A 16905-nucleotide genomic window follows, 5' to 3' on the forward strand; every position below is an offset into this window, starting at 1 on the left:
CGCAGGCCTGAATACCTGCTCCACTTCATCAGTCCTTTGGTTAGATCTTTTTAAGCCATCCCACGTGAGTGCGATGGCTTTTTTTTGATTTGAATTATCGCCCGTGCTGATCGGGCAATCGGCAGTAACAACTTTCGACTTGATGAATAACCTGTTTGCGCTAGTTTTTTGAGCGTTTTCTCACGGCCAAAGACAGGCATTCCGATGTCCACCCCCGCAGTATCTCCTCACAACACCGAGTACGGTGCCGAATTCTGGCTCATTGCCAATCAGGTCAGTAAACGTACCGAAAGTGAACGTTTGACCAACATCCAGTCAGGCTTTGCGCCCGGCTGGATACGCTCGGTCCGCGAGGCATTCCGGCTGAGCAATGAACACCTCGAAGCATTGCTCAACGCCTCGATTTCCACTCTGGAACGGCGTCAGCGTCAGCAACAGCCTCTGGACCAGGTCGCATCGGAGCGTCTTGACCGGATCGCAATGATTGCCACGCAAGCCCTGGAGATTTTCGAGACACCCGAACGCGCCAGCCAATGGATGCTGACGACCAATGCGGCATTGGGTGATCAGCGTCCACTGCGCTTGTGTGAAACAGAGATTGGCGCCCAGCAAGTACGCCGGACACTCGCTGCTATCGCCTATGGCGGGGTTGTCTGATGGAGGTCTGGAGAATCACCACGGCACGGTTCGCCACTGACCTGAGCGGCCAGGGCGCAGCGTTATATGGCGGGCGCTGGAATCACACGGAGCACAAGGCCCTGTATTTCGGCATGACGGCGGAAGTCTGTGCTCTGGAAACCGTTATACATTGCACAGAAGTCCCCCGCATCGCGTTGAAACTCGTGCGCGTCAAGCTGCCGGACGATCCGCAGCTTTACTGCGAACCCGACCTGCAACAGCTTGGCGAGGCCTGGGCCAGCAACCCGGCCGATATCCAGAGCATGAATATCGGCACAGCCTGGCTCAAGCGTGGTCAGCATCTGGGCCTGATCGTACCCTCTTCGGCACTGCCACAGGCCCGCAACATCGTGCTCAATCCGCTGCATCCGGCAGCAAGACGGATTGAGATTCTGGACGTCGCTGACTTCTTTCTGGGTCAACGGCCGAGATCGACCACCAACCTGCCCCTCACCTGACCTGCAATCAGTTGTGGCGCAATGTCGATGACCTCGCTCAGACCGATTTCACGGCTGATCAGCGGCAGCAGCGAAACATCCAGGTCACTGGCCAGCCGCTCCCAGGCTTCCAGCCGATCAGCACGAGGACGTGTGACACTGTCGATCCCCGCCAGCGTTACTCCGCGCAGAATGAAGGGTGCGACAGAGCCCGGAAACTCCATACCCTGCGCCAGACCGCAGGCAGCGACTATGCCGCGATAGCGAATCCCGGCGCAGACATTGGCCAGCGTATGGCTGCCGACCGAGTCAATCGCAGCCGCCCATTGCTCTTTCGCCAACGGGCGACCGGGCTCGGACAAGGTAGCCCGGTCAATGATCTGCGCCGCCCCCAACTGCTGCAGATACGCACTTTCCGCAGGACGTCCGGTTGAGGCCACCACTCGATAACCGAGCCTTGCCAGAATGGCGACCGCAAAGCTGCCCACGCCACCGTTTGCTCCAGTGACCAGCACGTCGCCGCTGTCGGGAGTCAGGCCGTGTTTCTGCAAGGCAATAACCGCAAGCATCGCGGTATATCCCGCCGTGCCAATGGCCATGGCCTGTGCTGGCGTGAACGCTTGCGGCAAAGGAATCAGCCACTGGCTCTTGAGCCGTGCCTTTTCAGCCAGCCCACCCCAATGTGCCTCACCTACGCCCCAGCCATTGAGCAGGACCTGATCACCCGCCTTGAACTCGGACGTATCGCTGCTTTCGACCGTCCCCGCCAGATCGATCCCCGGCACCATGGGGAAACTTCGCACCACCGGGCTGGCACCGGTTATTGCCAAGGCGTCCTTGTAGTTCAGAGTGCTGCTGGACACGCGCACCGTGACATCACCCGACGGCAACGAAGCTTCATCGATATCCGTCAGGCTGGCGCGGTATCCCTGCTCGTCCTTGTTGATCAAAATGCCTTTGAACATATGCACCTCCAATTTAGACCGATCGTCTTTAAATAGACCCGAGCAATCACTGCGGCAAGCCACGGAGAAAGCCGGCAATAAAGGTATTCAAGGGTTTTTCGCTTTTAACCAGTCGCGCACGCAGCACCGCGCCTTCCCAGCCGATCCAGAAAAAAGCCGCCAGCTCATTGCAATCGGCATCCCTGGCAAGCTCGCCAGCCTGCTGAGCAGCCTTGAGGCAGTGAGCAAGTTTTGCCTGCCAATCCTGCAAGATATCTTCAAGTTCCACACGAAATACATCAGGTAAAACACTGATTTCCTGACCTAAATTCCCCACCATGCATCCACGCCGATAGCCATGGCGCGCCATGCCACTCTTGGCGCTCTGGACGAACCCCACCAGCCGCTCCAATGGCGACAGCGCTTCATCCAGCAGCCAACGATCCAGGCGACGGGCGAAGTAACTGGCGTAGCTATCCAGTACTGCACGGCCAAAGACTTCCTTGCTCGCAAAATAGTGGTAGAAAGACCCTTTGGGTACACCTACTTCCTTGAGGATGTAATCGATGCCCGTGGCCATGTAGCCCTGCTCGGTCAGGACTTCAAGGCCACGGCGGATCAGGGCTTCGCGGGTTTCCAGGTTCTCTCGGTCCACCTTGGGCGGGCGACCGGGGCGTCTGGGTTTCTCGGATAATATAGTCATGGCGGCAATATTAGACCGACCGTCTCTAAAGTCAAATCCACGTCAGGCCACATCTGCCTGAAGGGTTGCCAAAGACGATGGCAGCGCGCTCAATAGCGGCTTTACTGCCTTCGATATGGAGCCCATGGAATGAGCGCATGGCCTGACAAACGTATTCTCGACCTGTTCTCGATCAACCTGCCCATCCTGCAAGCCCCCATGGCCGGGGCCACTGGATCGGCCATGGCGATTGCCGTCGGAAATGCAGGCGGGCTGGCTTCACTCCCCTGCGCCATGCTGAGCCCTGAGCAAATACGCGAAGAAGTCGCGTTGATTCGCCAACACAGCCAGGCACCGCTGAACCTGAACTTCTTCTGCCATACACCACCGGCTCCCGACCCTGAACGGGCCGAACGCTGGAAAGAAGCGCTGCGACCTTACTATCAGGAACTGGGGGCCGACTTCGATGCCCCGACCCCGGTTTCAAACCGGGCCCCCTTCGATGCAGATAGCTGCGCACTGGTCGAAACCCTAAGGCCTGAAGTAGTGAGTTTCCATTTCGGCCTTCCTGAGCAAGCCTTGCTGGAAAGAGTCAGGGCGACCGGCGCCAGAATCATTTCCTCGGCCACCACAGTGGAAGAAGCTGTCTGGCTTGAGCGCAACGGCTGCGACGCAATTATTGCCATGGGTTACGAAGCGGGCGGCCATCGCGGCATGTTCCTGAGCGAACAACTCCATACCCAGGTCGGTACTTTTGCCTTGATCCCGCAAATCGCCAATGCCGTCAGCGTTCCGGTCATTGCGGCGGGAGGTATTGCAGAAGGTCGAAGCGTCGCAGCGGCTTTCATCCTGGGCGCATCGGCGGTGCAAGTGGGAACAGCGTATCTGTTCTGCCCCGAAGCCAAGGTCAGCAAGCCGCATCATCAGGCCTTGCGCAGCGCCACGGACAGCCAGACGGCCTTGACCAATATTTTCACGGGCCGCCCGGCACGGGGCATAGTCAACCGGATCATGAGCGAACTCGGCCCGATGAGCGCTCTTGCACCCGCCTTTCCGTTGGCTGGCGGTGCGTTGATGCCGCTTCGTGCCAAGGCAGAACCACAAGGTAACGGCGGCTTCATGAACCTGTGGGCAGGCCAGGCCGTGGGCATCAAACATGAGCTGTCTGCTGCCGAACTGACCCGGCAACTGGCTGATAATGCGCTGAAAATACTCTCCGGGATTTGAAACAGCGCTTCCCTGCGAGCGCGTCATCGCTATATATTTAAATATATAGCGAGTGGCCGCCAATCTCCTGCGCGCCCACTCTCCCCCAAAGCACCCCCGGAGCCGTTTCATGCGAGTGTCCCTGCCAAGCATTACCCTCAAATCACTGGTCGTTGCCATCGCAGCCCTAGGCATGACCGGCGCCTTTGCCGACGAGGTACAGGTCGCCGTCGCCGCCAACTTCACGGCACCGATTCAGGCCATCGCCAAGGATTTCGAGAGAGACACCGGGCACAAGCTGGTCGCAGCCTTTGGTGCAACGGGCCAGTTCTACACACAGATCAAGAACGGCGCGCCTTTTGAAGTGTTCCTGTCCGCCGACGACACTGCCCCGGCCAAGCTTGAGCAGGAAGGCGATACCGTCAAAGGTTCGCGCTTCACCTATGCCATCGGCACGCTGGCGCTGTGGTCGGCCAAAGAGGGTTATGTCGACAGCAAGGGCGAGGTGCTCAAGGCCAACCAGTATCAGCACTTGTCCATCGCCAACCCCAAGACCGCACCTTACGGCCTGGCTGCCACTCAAGTGCTGGGCAAACTGGGGCTGATCGATGCAACGAAGGCCAGGATCGTCGAAGGTCAGAGCATCACCCAGGCCTACCAGTTCGTGTCCACCGGCAATGCCGAGCTGGGTTTTGTCGCCCTGTCGCAGATCTACAAGGATGGCAAACTCGCCAGCGGCTCCGCCTGGATTGTTCCGGCCGAGCTGCATGACCCGATCAAACAGGACGCGGTAATCCTCAACAAAGGCAAGGACAACCCGGCCGCCAAGGCACTGGTCGAATACCTCAAAGGCCCGCAAGCGGCCAGCGTCATCAAGTCTTTCGGGTATCAGCTGTAAATGCCGCTGGGGAGTGCCGACATCGCGGCGATCTGGCTGACGCTGAAACTGGCGTCGCTGACAACCGTCATCCTGCTGGTGATCGGCACGCCCATTGCCCTGTGGCTGGCCAGGACCAACTCCTGGCTCAAAGGCCCGGTCGGCGCCGTGGTGGCATTGCCGCTGGTGCTGCCACCGACCGTCATCGGCTTTTACCTGCTGCTGTTGCTGGGGCCTAACGGTTTTATCGGCCAGCTCACGCAAAGCCTTGGCCTGGGCACCCTTACATTCAGCTTCACCGGGCTGGTGATCGGCTCGGTCCTGTATTCGATGCCCTTTGTCGTGCAGCCTTTGCAAAATGCTTTCGCAGCCATAGGCACGCGCCCGCTGGAAGTGGCTGCCACCTTGAGAGCCGGCCCGTGGGACACCTTTTTCAATGTGGTCCTGCCGCTGGCCAGGCCGGGATTCATCACCGGTGCCATTCTGGGCTTTGCCCATACAGTGGGCGAGTTCGGCGTGGTACTGATGATTGGCGGCAATATTCCCGAGAAAACCCGTGTGGTGTCGGTGCAGATATTCGATCACGTCGAGTCGATGGAGTACCTGCAAGCTCACTGGCTGGCTGGCGCCATGCTGGTTTTTTCATTTCTGGTTCTTTTGGCGCTCTATTCAAGCGGCAAGTCCAAAACAGGCTGGAGCTGATTCATGGCATCGCCCATCGTCGTTCGCCTGCAGATGGCTTTTCCCACCTTCAAGGTGGATGTGGACCTGAACTTGCCGGGCACCGGCGTGACCGCGCTGTTTGGCCCATCCGGCTCAGGCAAGACCACCTGCCTGCGCTGCATTGCCGGCCTGGAGAAAGCGCAACAGGGTTTTATTCAGGTCAATGGCGAAGTCTGGCAAGACTCGGCCAACGGCATATTCCTCGCACCACACAAGCGCTCCATCGGTTATGTCTTTCAGGAAGCCAGCCTGTTTGAGCACCTGTCGGTACGCGGCAATCTGGAATTCGGCCTGAACCGCATCCCCAAAAACCAGCGCAGTATCCAGATGCAGCATGCAACCGTCTTGCTGGGCATCGACCACCTGCTTGACCGGCTGCCGGACAAACTCTCAGGCGGCGAACGTCAGCGAGTCGGCATCGCCCGCGCCTTGCTGACCAGCCCGCGCCTGATGCTGCTCGACGAGCCGTTGGCCGCGCTGGATACCCGGCGCAAGAACGAGATCCTGCCGTATCTGGAGCGCCTGCATAACGAACTGGAAATCCCCATGCTCTACGTCAGCCACTCGCAGGATGAAGTGGCACGCCTGGCGGATCATCTGGTGCTGCTTGAAGAAGGCAGCGTCCTGGCCTGCGGCCCCATCGAAGAAACCCTGGCCAGACTCGATCTGCCACTGGCCATGGGCGACGATGCCGGTGTCGTGATCGAGGGCACGGTGAGCGCTTACGACAGTCATTACCAGCTCCTGACCATCACCCTGCCCAACAGCAGGCTACCACTGATCGTTGCCCATGCCGAACTGGAAAAGGGCAAGAGCTTGCGCGTCAAGGTGCAGGCACGCGACGTCAGTCTCAACCTGCAAGCGGATGATCAAAGCAGCATCCTAAACCGACTGCCCGTGACAGTAATCAGTGAAGTTGCCGCAGACAATACGGCACACATGCTGGTACGGCTGGATGCAGGCGGCACACCCTTGCTGGCGCGTATCACCCGCTATTCCTACGACAACCTGAGACTGTACCCCGGGCAGCAACTCTGGGCGCAGATCAAGGCCGTTGCGGTACTGGCATGAAATAATTGGCACCCGTTTGAACAGGCGTGGTCAGTGTTGATAACCGATCTGGAAACATGACCATGCCCTCTTCGTCCGCCAGTTCAACAGCAGCACCTGAACTTCATTACGTCGACGACTCCCAGCCAGGCTTCACCCGCAAGGTCCTGCGGGGCAAGTTCGCTTACTTCGATACCGACGGCCAGCGCATCCGCGACGAAGCCGAGATCCAGCGCATCAACGCGCTGGTCATTCCGCCCGCCTATACCGATGTCTGGATCTGCGCCGACCCGGCCGGACACCTGCAAGCCACCGGCCGCGACGCCCGAGGCCGCAAACAATATCGCTACCATCCGCAATGGCGTGAAATCCGCGACCTGAACAAATACTCACGCCTGATCGAATTCGGCCATGCACTGCCCAAAGTCCGCAAACAGATCGAAGCCCAACTGGCACAACCCGGCATCGGTCGAGAGAAAGTCATGGCAACGGTCATTTCCCTGCTCGATGCCACCTTGATCCGCATCGGCAACAGCCGCTACGCCAAGGAAAACCGCTCGTACGGCCTGACCACCTTGCGCAACAAGCATGTGGAAGTGCATGGCACACAAATCGTCTTCGAGTTTCGGGGTAAAAGTGGCATAGAACACCGCGTCAGCGTCAAGGACCGCCGCCTGGCCAATGTGATCAAGCGCTGCATGGAATTACCGGGACAAAACCTCTTCCAGTACCTGGACGATAACGGAGAGCGGCATACCGTCAGTTCTTCTGATATCAATGCCTACTTGCAAGACCTCACCGGAGCGGACTTCACCGCCAAGGACTATCGAACCTGGGCCGCCAGCGCGCTGGCCCTTGCAACCCTGCGCAAACTGCATTGGGAGCCTGAAGCCGATGCCAAGAAACACATCGTCGAGATGGTCAAGGCCGTCTCACGACAACTGGGCAACACCCCCGCCATCTGCCGAAAATGCTACATCCACCCCGCCGTGCTGGAAGGCTTCCTGCTGGGCGACCTGGCAAAACTCCCACGTAGCAGGCAGCGCAAAGGCCTGCACCTTGAAGAAGTAGCGCTGGCCCACTACCTGCGCAGCCTGGCGCAAAGCATCGAGGACGTCGCGACCATCAGGAAATCATGAGGCCAGCGGCAGACAGCGCCGCGGGTCGCAACCTCGACCTTCATCACAAGCAGGTTTCGTAGCCTCATGATTTACAGAGATTTTTTATTTCGCGGAAAAAGTAACATCTTGTGCCATCTAGAGGACTTGCACGCTTGCTTCATGGGGACGGGATGTATATATTCCCTGCCTTGGCGCTACCGCCCCGATGGCGAAATTGGTAGACGCAAGGGACTTAAAATCCCTCGTCCTCTGGACGTGCCGGTTCGACCCCGGCTCGGGGCACCATATATGAATCAAGGGCTTGCACGGGGAGACTCGGCAGGCCTTTGGTGTTTTTGGGGGTTGCGAAAATTGCAGTGGTCCGCAATTGCTGGCCGTCATCCGTTCGCACCGTCTTCAGGACGCGGAACAACTGGATGGCCAGGTCTTCGTAATCAATCGCCCATTGCAACTGAGGCTCAGGCTGCACCCCTTAGTCGGCTGTGACTGTAACTGCGCGCCCGCTCACGGACTCAACGGTACAGCCCTGGGCTGTGTCGTTTGGCAGGTTCACGATCAATCGATCACCGGCCTTGGTAGATATCGCGCGCCGTCGGCGTGCCGTCAAATTCACCTTCTCCCACGGCAAGCAGGATCTTGACAATGTTCGTCGACGACAGGCTATCCGGGGCCTCAACAGGGGCCTTGGGGTTGCTTCCCCACTTGGCACCGACGATCTCGATACGCTCTGCTGCGCCCATGTTTTTCTCCAGGCAATAAAAAACCGGCTCTTGGGCGGAATGCGATGATGGCGTTTGGATATTGTTCGTGCTTTGGGGACGCAAAATTTACGGTTATCATGGACCCCACCCACTTAACGAATCACGGAAGTCTCTTCTTATGGGAAAGGCCCGCGTCTGGATGCGCACGGTTTTGTCGATACCCTTCTATGTGGTGTCAGTTTATCTATGGCTTATAGCCGTAATGAGTTTTATAGCTACTTCGTTGATCATGTTAAACGCTCCCCTAACGGATCAAGAATCTGGTGAGAAAATTGCTGACTTGGTCTTTTCAATAATTGGCATAGTAGCTGCCGGGGGCTTTTGGTTGCTTGGTCGATACATAAGAACATCAAATTTCAAGAGGCGGCTTAAGGTCACGTCGCCAAGCCAATCTCAGCTGTAAATTACGTTTTATCCTCAGCGTATATGCCTGCACTGATAATAGCCCCGCCCCAGCGCCGATCACCGATGCAGATCGGCACCGGGTTCCCGGCAGCAGTTGTGTTTTTGGCACTGCCGAAGGCATAGGACGGTAGATTCTCAGAAGCAGCGCTTTGAGAAAGCCACGAGGCTTGCGGGCTTAGCATCTGGATAACTCCACCTGCCGCCAATGCGGTGCCGCCCCACGGGTTGTTCCCCCCGTAAACGGGCTCATTAAGCACCATTGATTGTTTGCAACAGCCCAGCACGCTTGCGTCGGCCTGTGTTTCGCTTCCAGTCTAAGCCAACCGCCTCATCGACAGCTCCATCTTCGCCATCAGGTCTCTCTGTTCTCTCAAAGAGAGCACCAGATGCGCGATGGACCTGCTGGATGCAAGATCGGATAAAGGCATGCCCGTTACGTACAGCTCGATATCGCCAGACTCGGGGTTGAAAAGCTTCACCGAGAAGGTTTCTCCTGCGATGACGCATTCGCATCTGCTAGGCAGAAAGGCCGTTTCAAGGACTCGCTGAAGCTCTGGTTTTGAATACATGGTTTATCCTCTACTGGCCAGATCTTTCCGACAATACTAGACAAGTATTATCTCAATCTGTTGCCGATCGTCGGCATATTCTTTCAGCCCAAATGGCCGCGAGCGTACTCAATCAGCTCATCCACATACATTTCTGCACGGGCAAGCCTGGTGCTCAGAGAAATACTTGAACCATGAGTAGTGGTTCGTCGATACAGACAGTTTTCTGAAAAAGATAGAGGTGGCCTGCCTGAAACTACGTCAGACAGTTCAGGGTGCTCGTTTAAAAACGCTAGAAGCCTTTCGCTGGCCCTGTGCAGGGTTTCTTCCATGAGACGGCTGAATCTGCCAGCATTTCTGTTTACGTAGCCAACAAAATACTCGCTCTTGTAGCAGTCCGGTGACGCCACATGACATTCGGCACAGAGCAGGAATCGGTTCTCTACCGTGTCAGCTCCACCCAGAGAATGCGGAATGATGTGGGCGACTTCCTGATATCCCTGATCGCCACAGCACCAACAGATACGCAACTCTTCATTGTCATCACACACTGCTTCGAGTGCGTATTCAGAAAAGCCGTACTGTTTGATCCAGTGCGAATTGTCTTGCCAGGCCTTGCGAACAACTTCGCGCCTGATCACTTTTCTCTTTGGTGACAGCCCCATTGAAGACTCCTGCCTGATCATCAGCCATGATCAGGTTCGCATAAGCGGACTAGCGCCTGGGTATACGTTGGCTATCAGGGATGTCCAGGTTGATACGCTTCAACTGACTCGTGATATTCCCATGCAGCCCTGTGCTTGTTGGTGCCCGTCTTTTCAATGCGTCCTTGATCAGTTGCCCCGGACCGTTATAGATCTCTTCAAAGGTTCCATCACGATTGAGTTTGATACCGAGGTAATAATCTGGAACATGCCCCACGGGAAAGGTCAGGTTCGTAGAAAAAGTAGTCTTGATCTGGACATTCCGACCGTCATCGCAGACGGCATCATGATGTTTGGTCAGGCCTTCATTCAACTTGATCCGATAATGCAAGCTTGCAACCACCTCTCCAATATCTCCTACGAGTCTTCCGTCGAGAGTGAAAGGCTTGCCTGGATAAGCCGTCTGAAGTTTTGATACCGCACCAAATAATTCTTCAAGAGCATCGGCAATTTGCTTCTGGATTTCTTCTTTCATCAACCTGTTCCATGCCTGAAAAAAGCAGACCTCAAATGCACGCCCGAACGGAAGCCCACGCTGGCATCCACGTCAGAGAGCAGGCCCGACATCAGTCGAACCTGCAAGACAACCTATCTTACGGACAAACGCAGGTGGTCGGACCAAACACCGGACCGCTGCATGGGTCTTTGGACGGGCCGAATACCGGGCACGCGGCTTGGGCATTCAGGGAGAAACCACACAGCAGAACTACAGCAAACATCACTTTCTTCATTTGCAACCTCCTGGTCGAAACATCAATAACATTCCGTGCTTCCCTCTGCAGCCAAGCGCAGAGGTGCCGAATATTCGCCCATCACAGGATGTGTCGCAAGATCTGCCAGCAGTGACCGCCGAGCCTCTCACAGGAAATCTGGTTGAACCAACGCCTTGGATCGCCATCCACTTTCAAGCAGCCCTGAATCTCATTTGAATGGACAGCCAAGGCTGGGAGGCAGTAATGAAAAAGAACACCGATACAAAAAAGAAAGCCGTACCGTCGCCAGACCAATCAGGCGAAGTCGAACGCGATAACGATGCGCATCGTCCAGATGGGTCTTCTGGAACATCGCATGATTCAACGGCGCAGAAAACCGCCCGCAAAGAAGGCAAGCATTAGAGCTGAAGTGGCGAGCGCACCAGATGCATAACACTTTGATGAGAGACCATCATGTGCGGGCGCTACTCGATTCACGACAGCATGGACCGCTACCTTGATGAGCTTGGAGACAAGCGACGGGTAAGTGGATACGACCATGAGCCTATCAGGCGCTACAACGTGGCTCCTTCGAGCCGTATAGAAATCATCAGGCCGACAAAAGATGGATTGCGCGTCGACAGGGTGCGCTGGGGGTGGTCGCCCTTCTGGGCCCTGGCCTGATCGAGCCTATCAGCAACTCGTAGGCTCGACCGGCCGTCAGCCCCTGATAGCCTGCCTGCGCTGCCTGCGATCAGTTGCTCTGGAAACCACATAGGTCCAACTCAGAAATCCCATCCCCGCCACAATGAACACTGCCGGGCTGCGCATCAGAACAATCCCACCGATCAGCATACCCAACCCCAACGCCCCCACGAGCAAGGCAGATAGTGCAATCAGATTCATACAACCCTCCTTTGTCATAAATAAATTGGTCGCACCTTCGGCATTGCCATGCGTATGAGTTTTCAATTGCGAGGTAGGTGTGCAGACCGGCTTGAAGGATGAGTGGATGTTTGGCGGGGGTGGTTCCATTGCCAGAAGCTCGGATGTGAACCAGATGAGTCACACTCACCCTTGAAAACTCAACAAAAATTCTAAAACACAATTGCTTATGCATAAGAATTATTTAAAATTGCGTTCAGCATAATCACCCGTCTTGCCAACCCGATTCAGACACATATCTAGAGAAAAAACATGGACAGTTTCTCAATACCGCCAACTATATTTATCGCATTTGGCGTTATTTCTGCCGCTCTGCTTGCCGGATTCTTTTCTTTTCTCAATCTGGTAAGCACAAAAGAAAACAAAGTATCCGAATTCCGTCTATCCTGGATCGACGGGCTCAGAGAGGAAATTGCAAGCTATACGGCAGCGGTCCAAGATCTGGTGAGATCTGCGGAAAACTATTCAGAACTGAATCGAAGCCTATATAGCTACCAAGAGATGATAAAGATCGACCAAGATTATATAACCGACACGCGAGACTCATACATAGAAGCGATTGAAAACCTCTCAAAAATACAATTAAGACTGAACCCTGAGCATATAAACGATAGCCAAAGTCACGAAGCAAATTTGATGACGCACATCAACAATGCAAGAAACTGCTTTAACAATGAAAACTATACAGGCGCATCAGATTGCTGCATTGATATACGTAACGCAGCAGCACCCCTCCTGAAAAACACATGGAATCTGGTAAAAGGTGGTGAAGACGAATACAAGAAAACAAGAGCCACCGCTCAAAAAATCATCAAATACGGGATAGCCGCCCTACTGGTGTGTGCATTCCTGCTTGGAAGCGCATCCCTAATAGCTAGCAATACGAAAGCTGATAGAAGCAGTGATACCAGCCAATCGTATCAGCAGCCCCAAGGCAAAGCGGCACACAAGGACGCCGAATCTTTTTTCAAACTGGACCCAGGCAATCTACTGCCCTTTTCAAAAAAGCCTCATCTAGCGCATGAAGAAACCTGATGCAGAGCAAAAAATCCCTCCATGCACAGCAAGTGACACGCACATTGCCTGCACATAGGCAATCACCATTCGTGCCTTGCCTGTCAGTTCTTGCAACTGATTTTCGAGGTCACAACAGGCACGATCCTTTCAGGAATCACAAGGGGAGTGCCAAGCATAGAGACGAGTTCGACTACTCCGAACACGCACATTAACACTTCACTCCCCTCCCCCTCAGATCTACTGCCCACCCCAACCAAGGCTTCATAGTTTTTTCCTGGCTCCAACTTGAAAGCAAGCGCCTGACTGGCACAAGCAAAGGAAGAACTGCCATGACCACCAATACTAGCCCCCCACGTTGCCATCTGAAATGGCACATCAGTTCTGACGCGATACTCCGCCACAACCTCTTTATATACCCCCTGCCCCATCCGAATTGCTGGAATGTACTGAGCAAGGGCAGGAGCAACTCTTTCCGGCATACCAAGGCTCGCCGAATTTAGAGGGTACTGGGGATGATTGGGGTTCGGCATTCCACTCTGCAAGTAACGACCCGCTTGGGCCATCCTGTGACGAGTAACAGGAACGCAACTGTCAGTCGTGCTATCACCATATACATTGGAGTTTGTGATAACCCGAATACGTGCGGAGTTCTCTGATTGAGCAGGCTCTTCGTATGGAAGCAAAGGCATCCCAGAACAACCAGCAAGCATCACAGCAATAAGCGATACGAAAGCTACAACCCGCACGACATATGTCCTTATGTACTTTAAAACGCCAAAAGACAAGTTTATCAGCCGCTCGACAGGCTGAATTGCAGAACACTTGCCTTCCCATGCCCAATAAAAAACCCCGTAGACGTTAATCTACGGGGTTTTCAATAGTGGAGGCCGAGGTCGGAATCGAACCGGCATAGACGGATTTGCAATCCGCAGCATAACCATTTTGCTACTCGGCCTCAGACGCCTGATGCTTCAACAACCACATCAACCGTTTTGAACTCTTTGGGATCAAGCCTTGGCTTTATCCTCAACCCATTGAATCTTAAGGGTTTTTTCTCGTTCCTGAATCAGGAATGGACGCAATTCTGGACTGGTTGGCTGGGCATGTCAAGAACGAGAACGAAATAATTCCATACATGCCCATCCATTGACGGCCCTACTCTTTGCTCAGGTCCACCAGCGGTTCCTTGCGTACTTCGGTTGCACGGCCATTCTGGATGCTCTTGATCTGTTCCAGAGCGGTGCCAACTGCGTTTTTGTCTGCCAGCAGGCTGTAGCTGATCTGGAACTGGCGCTGTTCTTTAGGCGCGATGGTCGGCACGAGTTTCAGAGGACGCTGGTAGCGGCGGTTGTAGGAGAAGCTGGTGCCTGGCTCAAGGCCGGTGACGTAGCCCTGGCCACGGGTGTCGGTGTTTTTCCATAGGGAGAACACTGGCAGTTGGCGGGTGTTGAAGCCCACGGCTACACCGAGGCTACCGGCTTTGTTGTGCAATACCGTCAGGGTGTCGCCCTTGGCGTCGCCATAAGGCACTACGTTATAGACGGTTTCGTCGTAGTCCGGTGTAGGCCCACGGTAGGTTTGCCAGTCAGGCAAGTCGCCCTTGGCTTTTTCGTTGAAGGGCGAGACTTGCTGCACCGGGGCCTCGAAGCGTGCGCCCTCTTCCAGGAACGGCGTGCTGAAGTTGCTGTGGTACAGCGCCTGGTATTCCTTCGGATAGTCGCCGCTGTTGGTCAGGGTGTCGTTAAGCGTAAAGCTTGCGCTGCCCGGATCGGTGACCAGTTCGGTCTGGACCGAGAAGTCGACTTTCTTGAACGCCTGCTCCTTCAGTTCGCCTTTGAGGCGAATGGCATAAGGCGGCTTTTCGTCGATGTGCAGGGTTACCTTGTTCGCCGGGATATTCGCCGCACGGCCGTGCAGGGTCAGCAGTTCGCCATTGTCGATGCCCGGATGGCCAACCCATTCATAACCGCAACGGGTCACCAGTTCGTTGAAGCCTTCCAGCCAGCCCAATCCGCCGCGCCCGTTCAGTTCGATAAAGGCCGGGTTGACCACCTCTTTCACCGGCGAGTCCCAGCCCATGCGCACATCACCGACCGAGGCTTGTAATACGTTCATGCCACGGGTGGGCACGACCGAGAGCTTCATGGTGCCGTTGTCGATCTCGATGATGCTCACGCCTTCCTGGCGACCGCCATGCAAGGTGCGCATCGTCACGGAGAAAGGTTTGTCGGTCTTGATCCCGAGTTGGGCGCTGGTGATCTGCTGGTTCTGGGCGGCCTTGTCGGTGTCGAGCAGCACATAGTCCCAGGCAAAGGCATTGGAGGCAGAGGCGATGGCAGTGGCACCGAGGAGCCAGGCGAGCGATTTCATGGGGTGGTCCTTATTGGAATTATGGGGACAACTGAACATGATTAAACGATTCAGCTACCCAATAAGTCTAGTCAAAATCTCTGAACCCGTGAAAGAGAATTACACGCCCCTGTAGATTCGACTGACTGACCACAACCGGCGACCACAATTGAAAATGTTTATCGTTCACGATTAAACTCCGACTTTTTAGCAGGCCCATGCGCCCTGCTCTTCATGTTCGGGATCACTGCAATGACCGATTCATCCGGGCATCTGTACACGTTTCTGGGGATTCGCCAGGAACTCGTCAGCTACGCGGCAAAGATCACCGGTGATCGCATGCAGGCTGAAGACATTGTCCAGGAAGCCTGGATTCGTTTCATTCCACAGCAAGCCAGCGCCAAGACGGCTATCGAGCAACCGGCAGCGTATCTGTATCGGATCGTGCGCAATCTGGCGCTAGACCTCATACGCAGTCGTAGCCGGGAGCAGGCGCATCAAGTCTCCCCTCCCGCCTGGCTGTTACCAGCGCATATCAGTGATCCAGCCGAGTTATGCCAGCACAACATGACGCTGGAACGTCTTTCCCGCGCCCTTGAAGCAATGCCCGAAAACAGCCGTCGTGCGCTTGAAATGCATCGCTTCGGCGGCTGCACCCTGGCAGAAATCGCCGAGCATCTGAACGTTTCTCTGACCACGGCCCATCGCCTGCTGCGCGATGCGCTGGTGCGTCTGGCCCGTGAAGTGGACAACCCGGATGATGGCGAGGGTGCATCCCTGTGAGCCGCAAGGACGATGCACTGGAACAGGCTGGTGACTGGCAGATACGCCTGCAGGAAGAACCGGAGGCGCGTGAAGCGTTCGAGCAGTGGTTGCAGGCCAGCCCTGAACACCGAGCGGCCTGGCTCAAGATGGAAAAACTCTGGGGGGCGCTGGGTGATTTGCCCGTTGCGCCCAATCATCCAGCGCCCCGCTCCAAACCGAAGCCCAAAAGCCATCGCCTCTGGACACGTCTGGCGCTGGCTGCCGGGATCGCGGCAGTCGCGGTGCTGGTTGCACCACAAGCCAACCTCACCTTGCGCGCCGATTACCACACTGGCGTTGGAGAAACCCGTACTGTCCAGTTGGCGGACGGCTCCACTATCACCCTCAGCCCGCAAAGTGCATTGAGTCTGGTCGGCGGCGATGCCCGGAAGGTGGAGTTGCTGCAAGGCCAGGCCTACTTCCAGGTCGCCCCCGATCCGCAACATCCGTTCATTGCTCAGGCCGGGCAGCTCTCGGTGCGGGTATTGGGCACGGCCTTCGATCTGGACCTTCAGGAGCACCACGCCGAAGTCGCTCTGGAACATGGCCAGGTACAGGCAGAAAACACCCAGCCGCCACTCAGCGAGCGCCTGATGCCAGGCCAGCGCCTGAGATTCAGCTGGCCGTCCGGCAAGGTCGAGCGTTCGCGCTTCAATCCTGCAGAAGTTGCGTCATGGCGCAGTGGTTCGCTCTTCGTCGAAAACCAGACCGTGGCCGAAATCACCGACCGGCTGCAACGCTACACCAGCGGCTGGATAGTGATTGCAGACCCGGCACTGAAACAGCGGCGCATCACTGGCGTATTCGATCTGAACAACCCGGATCGAGCCCTCAAAGCCCTGGCGCAATCACTGGCAGTTGAAACCCGGCAAGTATCGCCGTGGGTGCATGTGATGGGAAATTTCTGATTTTTTATCCGGAAGATGGAAAAAATCCCGGCGTCCTACGTCTTTCATGATCAT

Annotated in this window: 21 protein-coding genes, 2 tRNA genes and 2 pseudogenes; 13 read left to right on the forward strand and 12 right to left on the reverse strand. The window is 55.8% G+C overall.

What is annotated here, in order from left to right; genetic code table 11:
- The first annotated feature begins 204 nt into the window (after positions 1 to 204).
- Positions 205 to 657 carry a type II RES/Xre toxin-antitoxin system antitoxin gene (gene parS / locus Q6A51_RS20970; protein ID WP_201017180.1) on the forward strand — a complete coding sequence of 151 codons (453 nt, stop codon included), beginning with the start codon at positions 205 to 207 and terminating at the stop codon, positions 655 to 657.
- Positions 657 to 1136, forward strand: a complete 480-nt coding sequence (locus Q6A51_RS20975) for an RES family NAD+ phosphorylase (RefSeq protein ID WP_201017181.1) — start codon at positions 657 to 659, stop codon at positions 1134 to 1136. Before parS ends, Q6A51_RS20975 begins: the two co-directional genes overlap by 1 nt.
- On the opposite strand, the gene acuI is transcribed toward Q6A51_RS20975, so the two are convergent.
- The gene (acuI, locus tag Q6A51_RS20980; protein ID WP_304575647.1) at positions 1097 to 2080 is read right to left on the reverse strand and encodes an acrylyl-CoA reductase (NADPH); all 984 of its coding nucleotides are present in this window, start codon (positions 2078 to 2080) and stop codon (positions 1097 to 1099) included. The genes Q6A51_RS20975 and acuI overlap by 40 nt on opposite strands.
- A 46-nt stretch (positions 2081 to 2126) precedes the next feature.
- Positions 2127 to 2762 carry an acrylate utilization transcriptional regulator AcuR gene (gene acuR / locus Q6A51_RS20985; protein WP_201017183.1) on the reverse strand — a complete coding sequence of 212 codons (636 nt, stop codon included), beginning with the start codon at positions 2760 to 2762 and terminating at the stop codon, positions 2127 to 2129.
- 129 nt (positions 2763 to 2891) lie between these two features.
- Between acuR and Q6A51_RS20990 the strand changes: the two genes are divergently transcribed.
- The 6 genes from Q6A51_RS20990 (at position 2892) to Q6A51_RS21015 (ending at position 8003) form a co-directional block, all read left to right on the forward strand.
- Positions 2892 to 3968, forward strand: a complete 1077-nt coding sequence (locus tag Q6A51_RS20990) for an NAD(P)H-dependent flavin oxidoreductase (protein WP_304575648.1) — start codon at positions 2892 to 2894, stop codon at positions 3966 to 3968.
- A gap of 109 nt (positions 3969 to 4077) precedes the next feature.
- Complete coding sequence (modA, locus tag Q6A51_RS20995; RefSeq protein WP_201017185.1) at positions 4078 to 4845, forward strand: molybdate ABC transporter substrate-binding protein; 768 nt, start codon at positions 4078 to 4080, stop codon at positions 4843 to 4845.
- Entirely contained in the window at positions 4846 to 5526 is a 681-nt protein-coding gene (gene modB, locus Q6A51_RS21000; RefSeq protein WP_201017186.1) for a molybdate ABC transporter permease subunit, read from the forward strand. It abuts the gene before it with no gap.
- 3 nt (positions 5527 to 5529) lie between these two features.
- Complete coding sequence (gene modC / locus Q6A51_RS21005; RefSeq protein ID WP_304575649.1) at positions 5530 to 6618, forward strand: molybdenum ABC transporter ATP-binding protein; 1089 nt, start codon at positions 5530 to 5532, stop codon at positions 6616 to 6618.
- 62 nt (positions 6619 to 6680) lie between these two features.
- Positions 6681 to 7736, forward strand: a complete 1056-nt coding sequence (locus Q6A51_RS21010; RefSeq protein WP_201017188.1) for a DNA topoisomerase IB — start codon at positions 6681 to 6683, stop codon at positions 7734 to 7736.
- A 181-nt stretch (positions 7737 to 7917) separates the two neighbouring features.
- Positions 7918 to 8003, forward strand: a tRNA-Leu gene (locus Q6A51_RS21015).
- Between the two features lie 278 nt (positions 8004 to 8281).
- Here the strand turns inward: Q6A51_RS21015 and Q6A51_RS21025 are convergent.
- The 6 genes and pseudogenes from Q6A51_RS21025 to Q6A51_RS21050 all read right to left on the reverse strand — a co-directional run bounded on the left by Q6A51_RS21025 (position 8282) and on the right by Q6A51_RS21050 (position 10867).
- Positions 8282 to 8458 carry a hypothetical protein gene (locus Q6A51_RS21025; RefSeq protein WP_304575650.1) on the reverse strand — a complete coding sequence of 59 codons (177 nt, stop codon included), beginning with the start codon at positions 8456 to 8458 and terminating at the stop codon, positions 8282 to 8284.
- Positions 8459 to 8883: 425 nt separating this feature from the next.
- A pseudogene (locus Q6A51_RS21030) lies at positions 8884 to 9172 on the reverse strand (tail assembly protein); the annotation flags it as partial.
- A gap of 26 nt (positions 9173 to 9198) precedes the next feature.
- Positions 9199 to 9453 (reverse strand): DUF1652 domain-containing protein, encoded by a 255-nt coding sequence (locus Q6A51_RS21035; protein ID WP_201020254.1) that lies wholly within the window; start codon positions 9451 to 9453, stop codon positions 9199 to 9201.
- Between the two features lie 83 nt (positions 9454 to 9536).
- Positions 9537 to 10097 carry an HNH endonuclease gene (locus tag Q6A51_RS21040; RefSeq protein WP_201020255.1) on the reverse strand — a complete coding sequence of 187 codons (561 nt, stop codon included), beginning with the start codon at positions 10095 to 10097 and terminating at the stop codon, positions 9537 to 9539.
- Between the two features lie 49 nt (positions 10098 to 10146).
- Positions 10147 to 10611, reverse strand: a complete 465-nt coding sequence (locus Q6A51_RS21045) for a DUF6998 domain-containing protein (protein WP_304575651.1) — start codon at positions 10609 to 10611, stop codon at positions 10147 to 10149.
- 118 nt (positions 10612 to 10729) lie between these two features.
- Positions 10730 to 10867 (reverse strand): PA0050 family protein, encoded by a 138-nt coding sequence (locus Q6A51_RS21050; protein WP_201006755.1) that lies wholly within the window; start codon positions 10865 to 10867, stop codon positions 10730 to 10732.
- 225 nt (positions 10868 to 11092) lie between these two features.
- Here Q6A51_RS21050 and Q6A51_RS21055 point away from each other — a divergent pair, with 225 nt between their 5' ends.
- Together Q6A51_RS21055 and Q6A51_RS21060 are read left to right on the forward strand one after the other, a co-directional pair.
- Positions 11093 to 11251 (forward strand): hypothetical protein, encoded by a 159-nt coding sequence (locus Q6A51_RS21055; protein WP_304575652.1) that lies wholly within the window; start codon positions 11093 to 11095, stop codon positions 11249 to 11251.
- Between the two features lie 51 nt (positions 11252 to 11302).
- Positions 11303 to 11503: pseudogene (locus tag Q6A51_RS21060) on the forward strand (SOS response-associated peptidase family protein); the annotation flags it as partial.
- Between the two features lie 45 nt (positions 11504 to 11548).
- On the opposite strand, the gene Q6A51_RS21065 reads toward Q6A51_RS21060, so the two are convergent.
- Complete coding sequence (locus tag Q6A51_RS21065) at positions 11549 to 11734, reverse strand: hypothetical protein (RefSeq protein ID WP_304575653.1); 186 nt, start codon at positions 11732 to 11734, stop codon at positions 11549 to 11551.
- 291 nt (positions 11735 to 12025) lie between these two features.
- On the opposite strand from Q6A51_RS21065, the gene Q6A51_RS21070 reads away from it, so the two are divergent.
- Positions 12026 to 12808: a hypothetical protein gene (locus Q6A51_RS21070; protein WP_304575654.1), complete on the forward strand. Its 783-nt coding sequence runs from the start codon at positions 12026 to 12028 to the stop codon at positions 12806 to 12808.
- A gap of 83 nt (positions 12809 to 12891) precedes the next feature.
- On the opposite strand, the gene Q6A51_RS21075 is transcribed toward Q6A51_RS21070, so the two are convergent.
- The 3 genes from Q6A51_RS21075 to Q6A51_RS21085 all read right to left on the reverse strand — a co-directional run bounded on the left by Q6A51_RS21075 (position 12892) and on the right by Q6A51_RS21085 (position 15160).
- Positions 12892 to 13536: a hypothetical protein gene (locus tag Q6A51_RS21075; RefSeq protein WP_304575655.1), complete on the reverse strand. Its 645-nt coding sequence runs from the start codon at positions 13534 to 13536 to the stop codon at positions 12892 to 12894.
- 135 nt (positions 13537 to 13671) lie between these two features.
- Positions 13672 to 13745, reverse strand: a tRNA-Cys gene (locus tag Q6A51_RS21080).
- 200 nt (positions 13746 to 13945) lie between these two features.
- Complete coding sequence (locus Q6A51_RS21085) at positions 13946 to 15160, reverse strand: aldose 1-epimerase family protein (protein ID WP_304575656.1); 1215 nt, start codon at positions 15158 to 15160, stop codon at positions 13946 to 13948.
- Between the two features lie 231 nt (positions 15161 to 15391).
- Between Q6A51_RS21085 and Q6A51_RS21090 the strand changes: the two genes are divergently transcribed.
- Complete coding sequence (locus Q6A51_RS21090; protein WP_201020260.1) at positions 15392 to 15922, forward strand: RNA polymerase sigma factor; 531 nt, start codon at positions 15392 to 15394, stop codon at positions 15920 to 15922.
- A complete protein-coding gene (locus tag Q6A51_RS21095; protein WP_304575657.1) occupies positions 15919 to 16851 on the forward strand; it encodes a FecR family protein in 933 nt (310 codons plus the stop codon). The genes Q6A51_RS21090 and Q6A51_RS21095 overlap by 4 nt, the downstream gene beginning before the upstream one ends.
- Positions 16852 to 16905: the final 54 nt, after the last annotated feature.

This window comes from Pseudomonas serbiensis (assembly GCF_030580745.1).
Taxonomy (GTDB): Bacteria; Pseudomonadota; Gammaproteobacteria; order Pseudomonadales; family Pseudomonadaceae; genus Aquipseudomonas; species Aquipseudomonas serbiensis.

Coding starts and splice junctions, on each gene's coding strand:
- Q6A51_RS21070 (WP_304575654.1), top strand. CDS start 12,026: ATGGACAGTTTCTCAATACCGCCAACTATATTTATCGCATTTGGCGTT.
- Q6A51_RS21085 (WP_304575656.1), bottom strand. CDS start 15,160: ATGAAATCGCTCGCCTGGCTCCTCGGTGCCACTGCCATCGCCTCTGCC.
- Q6A51_RS21035 (WP_201020254.1), bottom strand. CDS start 9,453: ATGTATTCAAAACCAGAGCTTCAGCGAGTCCTTGAAACGGCCTTTCTG.
- Q6A51_RS21065 (WP_304575653.1), bottom strand. CDS start 11,734: ATGAATCTGATTGCACTATCTGCCTTGCTCGTGGGGGCGTTGGGGTTG.
- Q6A51_RS20975 (WP_201017181.1), top strand. CDS start 657: ATGGAGGTCTGGAGAATCACCACGGCACGGTTCGCCACTGACCTGAGC.
- acuI (WP_304575647.1), bottom strand. CDS start 2,080: ATGTTCAAAGGCATTTTGATCAACAAGGACGAGCAGGGATACCGCGCC.
- Q6A51_RS21050 (WP_201006755.1), bottom strand. CDS start 10,867: ATGAAGAAAGTGATGTTTGCTGTAGTTCTGCTGTGTGGTTTCTCCCTG.
- Q6A51_RS21040 (WP_201020255.1), bottom strand. CDS start 10,097: ATGGGGCTGTCACCAAAGAGAAAAGTGATCAGGCGCGAAGTTGTTCGC.
- Q6A51_RS21055 (WP_304575652.1), top strand. CDS start 11,093: ATGAAAAAGAACACCGATACAAAAAAGAAAGCCGTACCGTCGCCAGAC.
- Q6A51_RS21025 (WP_304575650.1), bottom strand. CDS start 8,458: ATGGGCGCAGCAGAGCGTATCGAGATCGTCGGTGCCAAGTGGGGAAGC.
- modC (WP_304575649.1), top strand. CDS start 5,530: ATGGCATCGCCCATCGTCGTTCGCCTGCAGATGGCTTTTCCCACCTTC.
- modB (WP_201017186.1), top strand. CDS start 4,846: ATGCCGCTGGGGAGTGCCGACATCGCGGCGATCTGGCTGACGCTGAAA.
- Q6A51_RS21090 (WP_201020260.1), top strand. CDS start 15,392: ATGACCGATTCATCCGGGCATCTGTACACGTTTCTGGGGATTCGCCAG.
- modA (WP_201017185.1), top strand. CDS start 4,078: ATGCGAGTGTCCCTGCCAAGCATTACCCTCAAATCACTGGTCGTTGCC.
- Q6A51_RS21045 (WP_304575651.1), bottom strand. CDS start 10,611: ATGAAAGAAGAAATCCAGAAGCAAATTGCCGATGCTCTTGAAGAATTA.
- Q6A51_RS20990 (WP_304575648.1), top strand. CDS start 2,892: ATGAGCGCATGGCCTGACAAACGTATTCTCGACCTGTTCTCGATCAAC.
- parS (WP_201017180.1), top strand. CDS start 205: ATGTCCACCCCCGCAGTATCTCCTCACAACACCGAGTACGGTGCCGAA.
- acuR (WP_201017183.1), bottom strand. CDS start 2,762: ATGACTATATTATCCGAGAAACCCAGACGCCCCGGTCGCCCGCCCAAG.
- Q6A51_RS21010 (WP_201017188.1), top strand. CDS start 6,681: ATGCCCTCTTCGTCCGCCAGTTCAACAGCAGCACCTGAACTTCATTAC.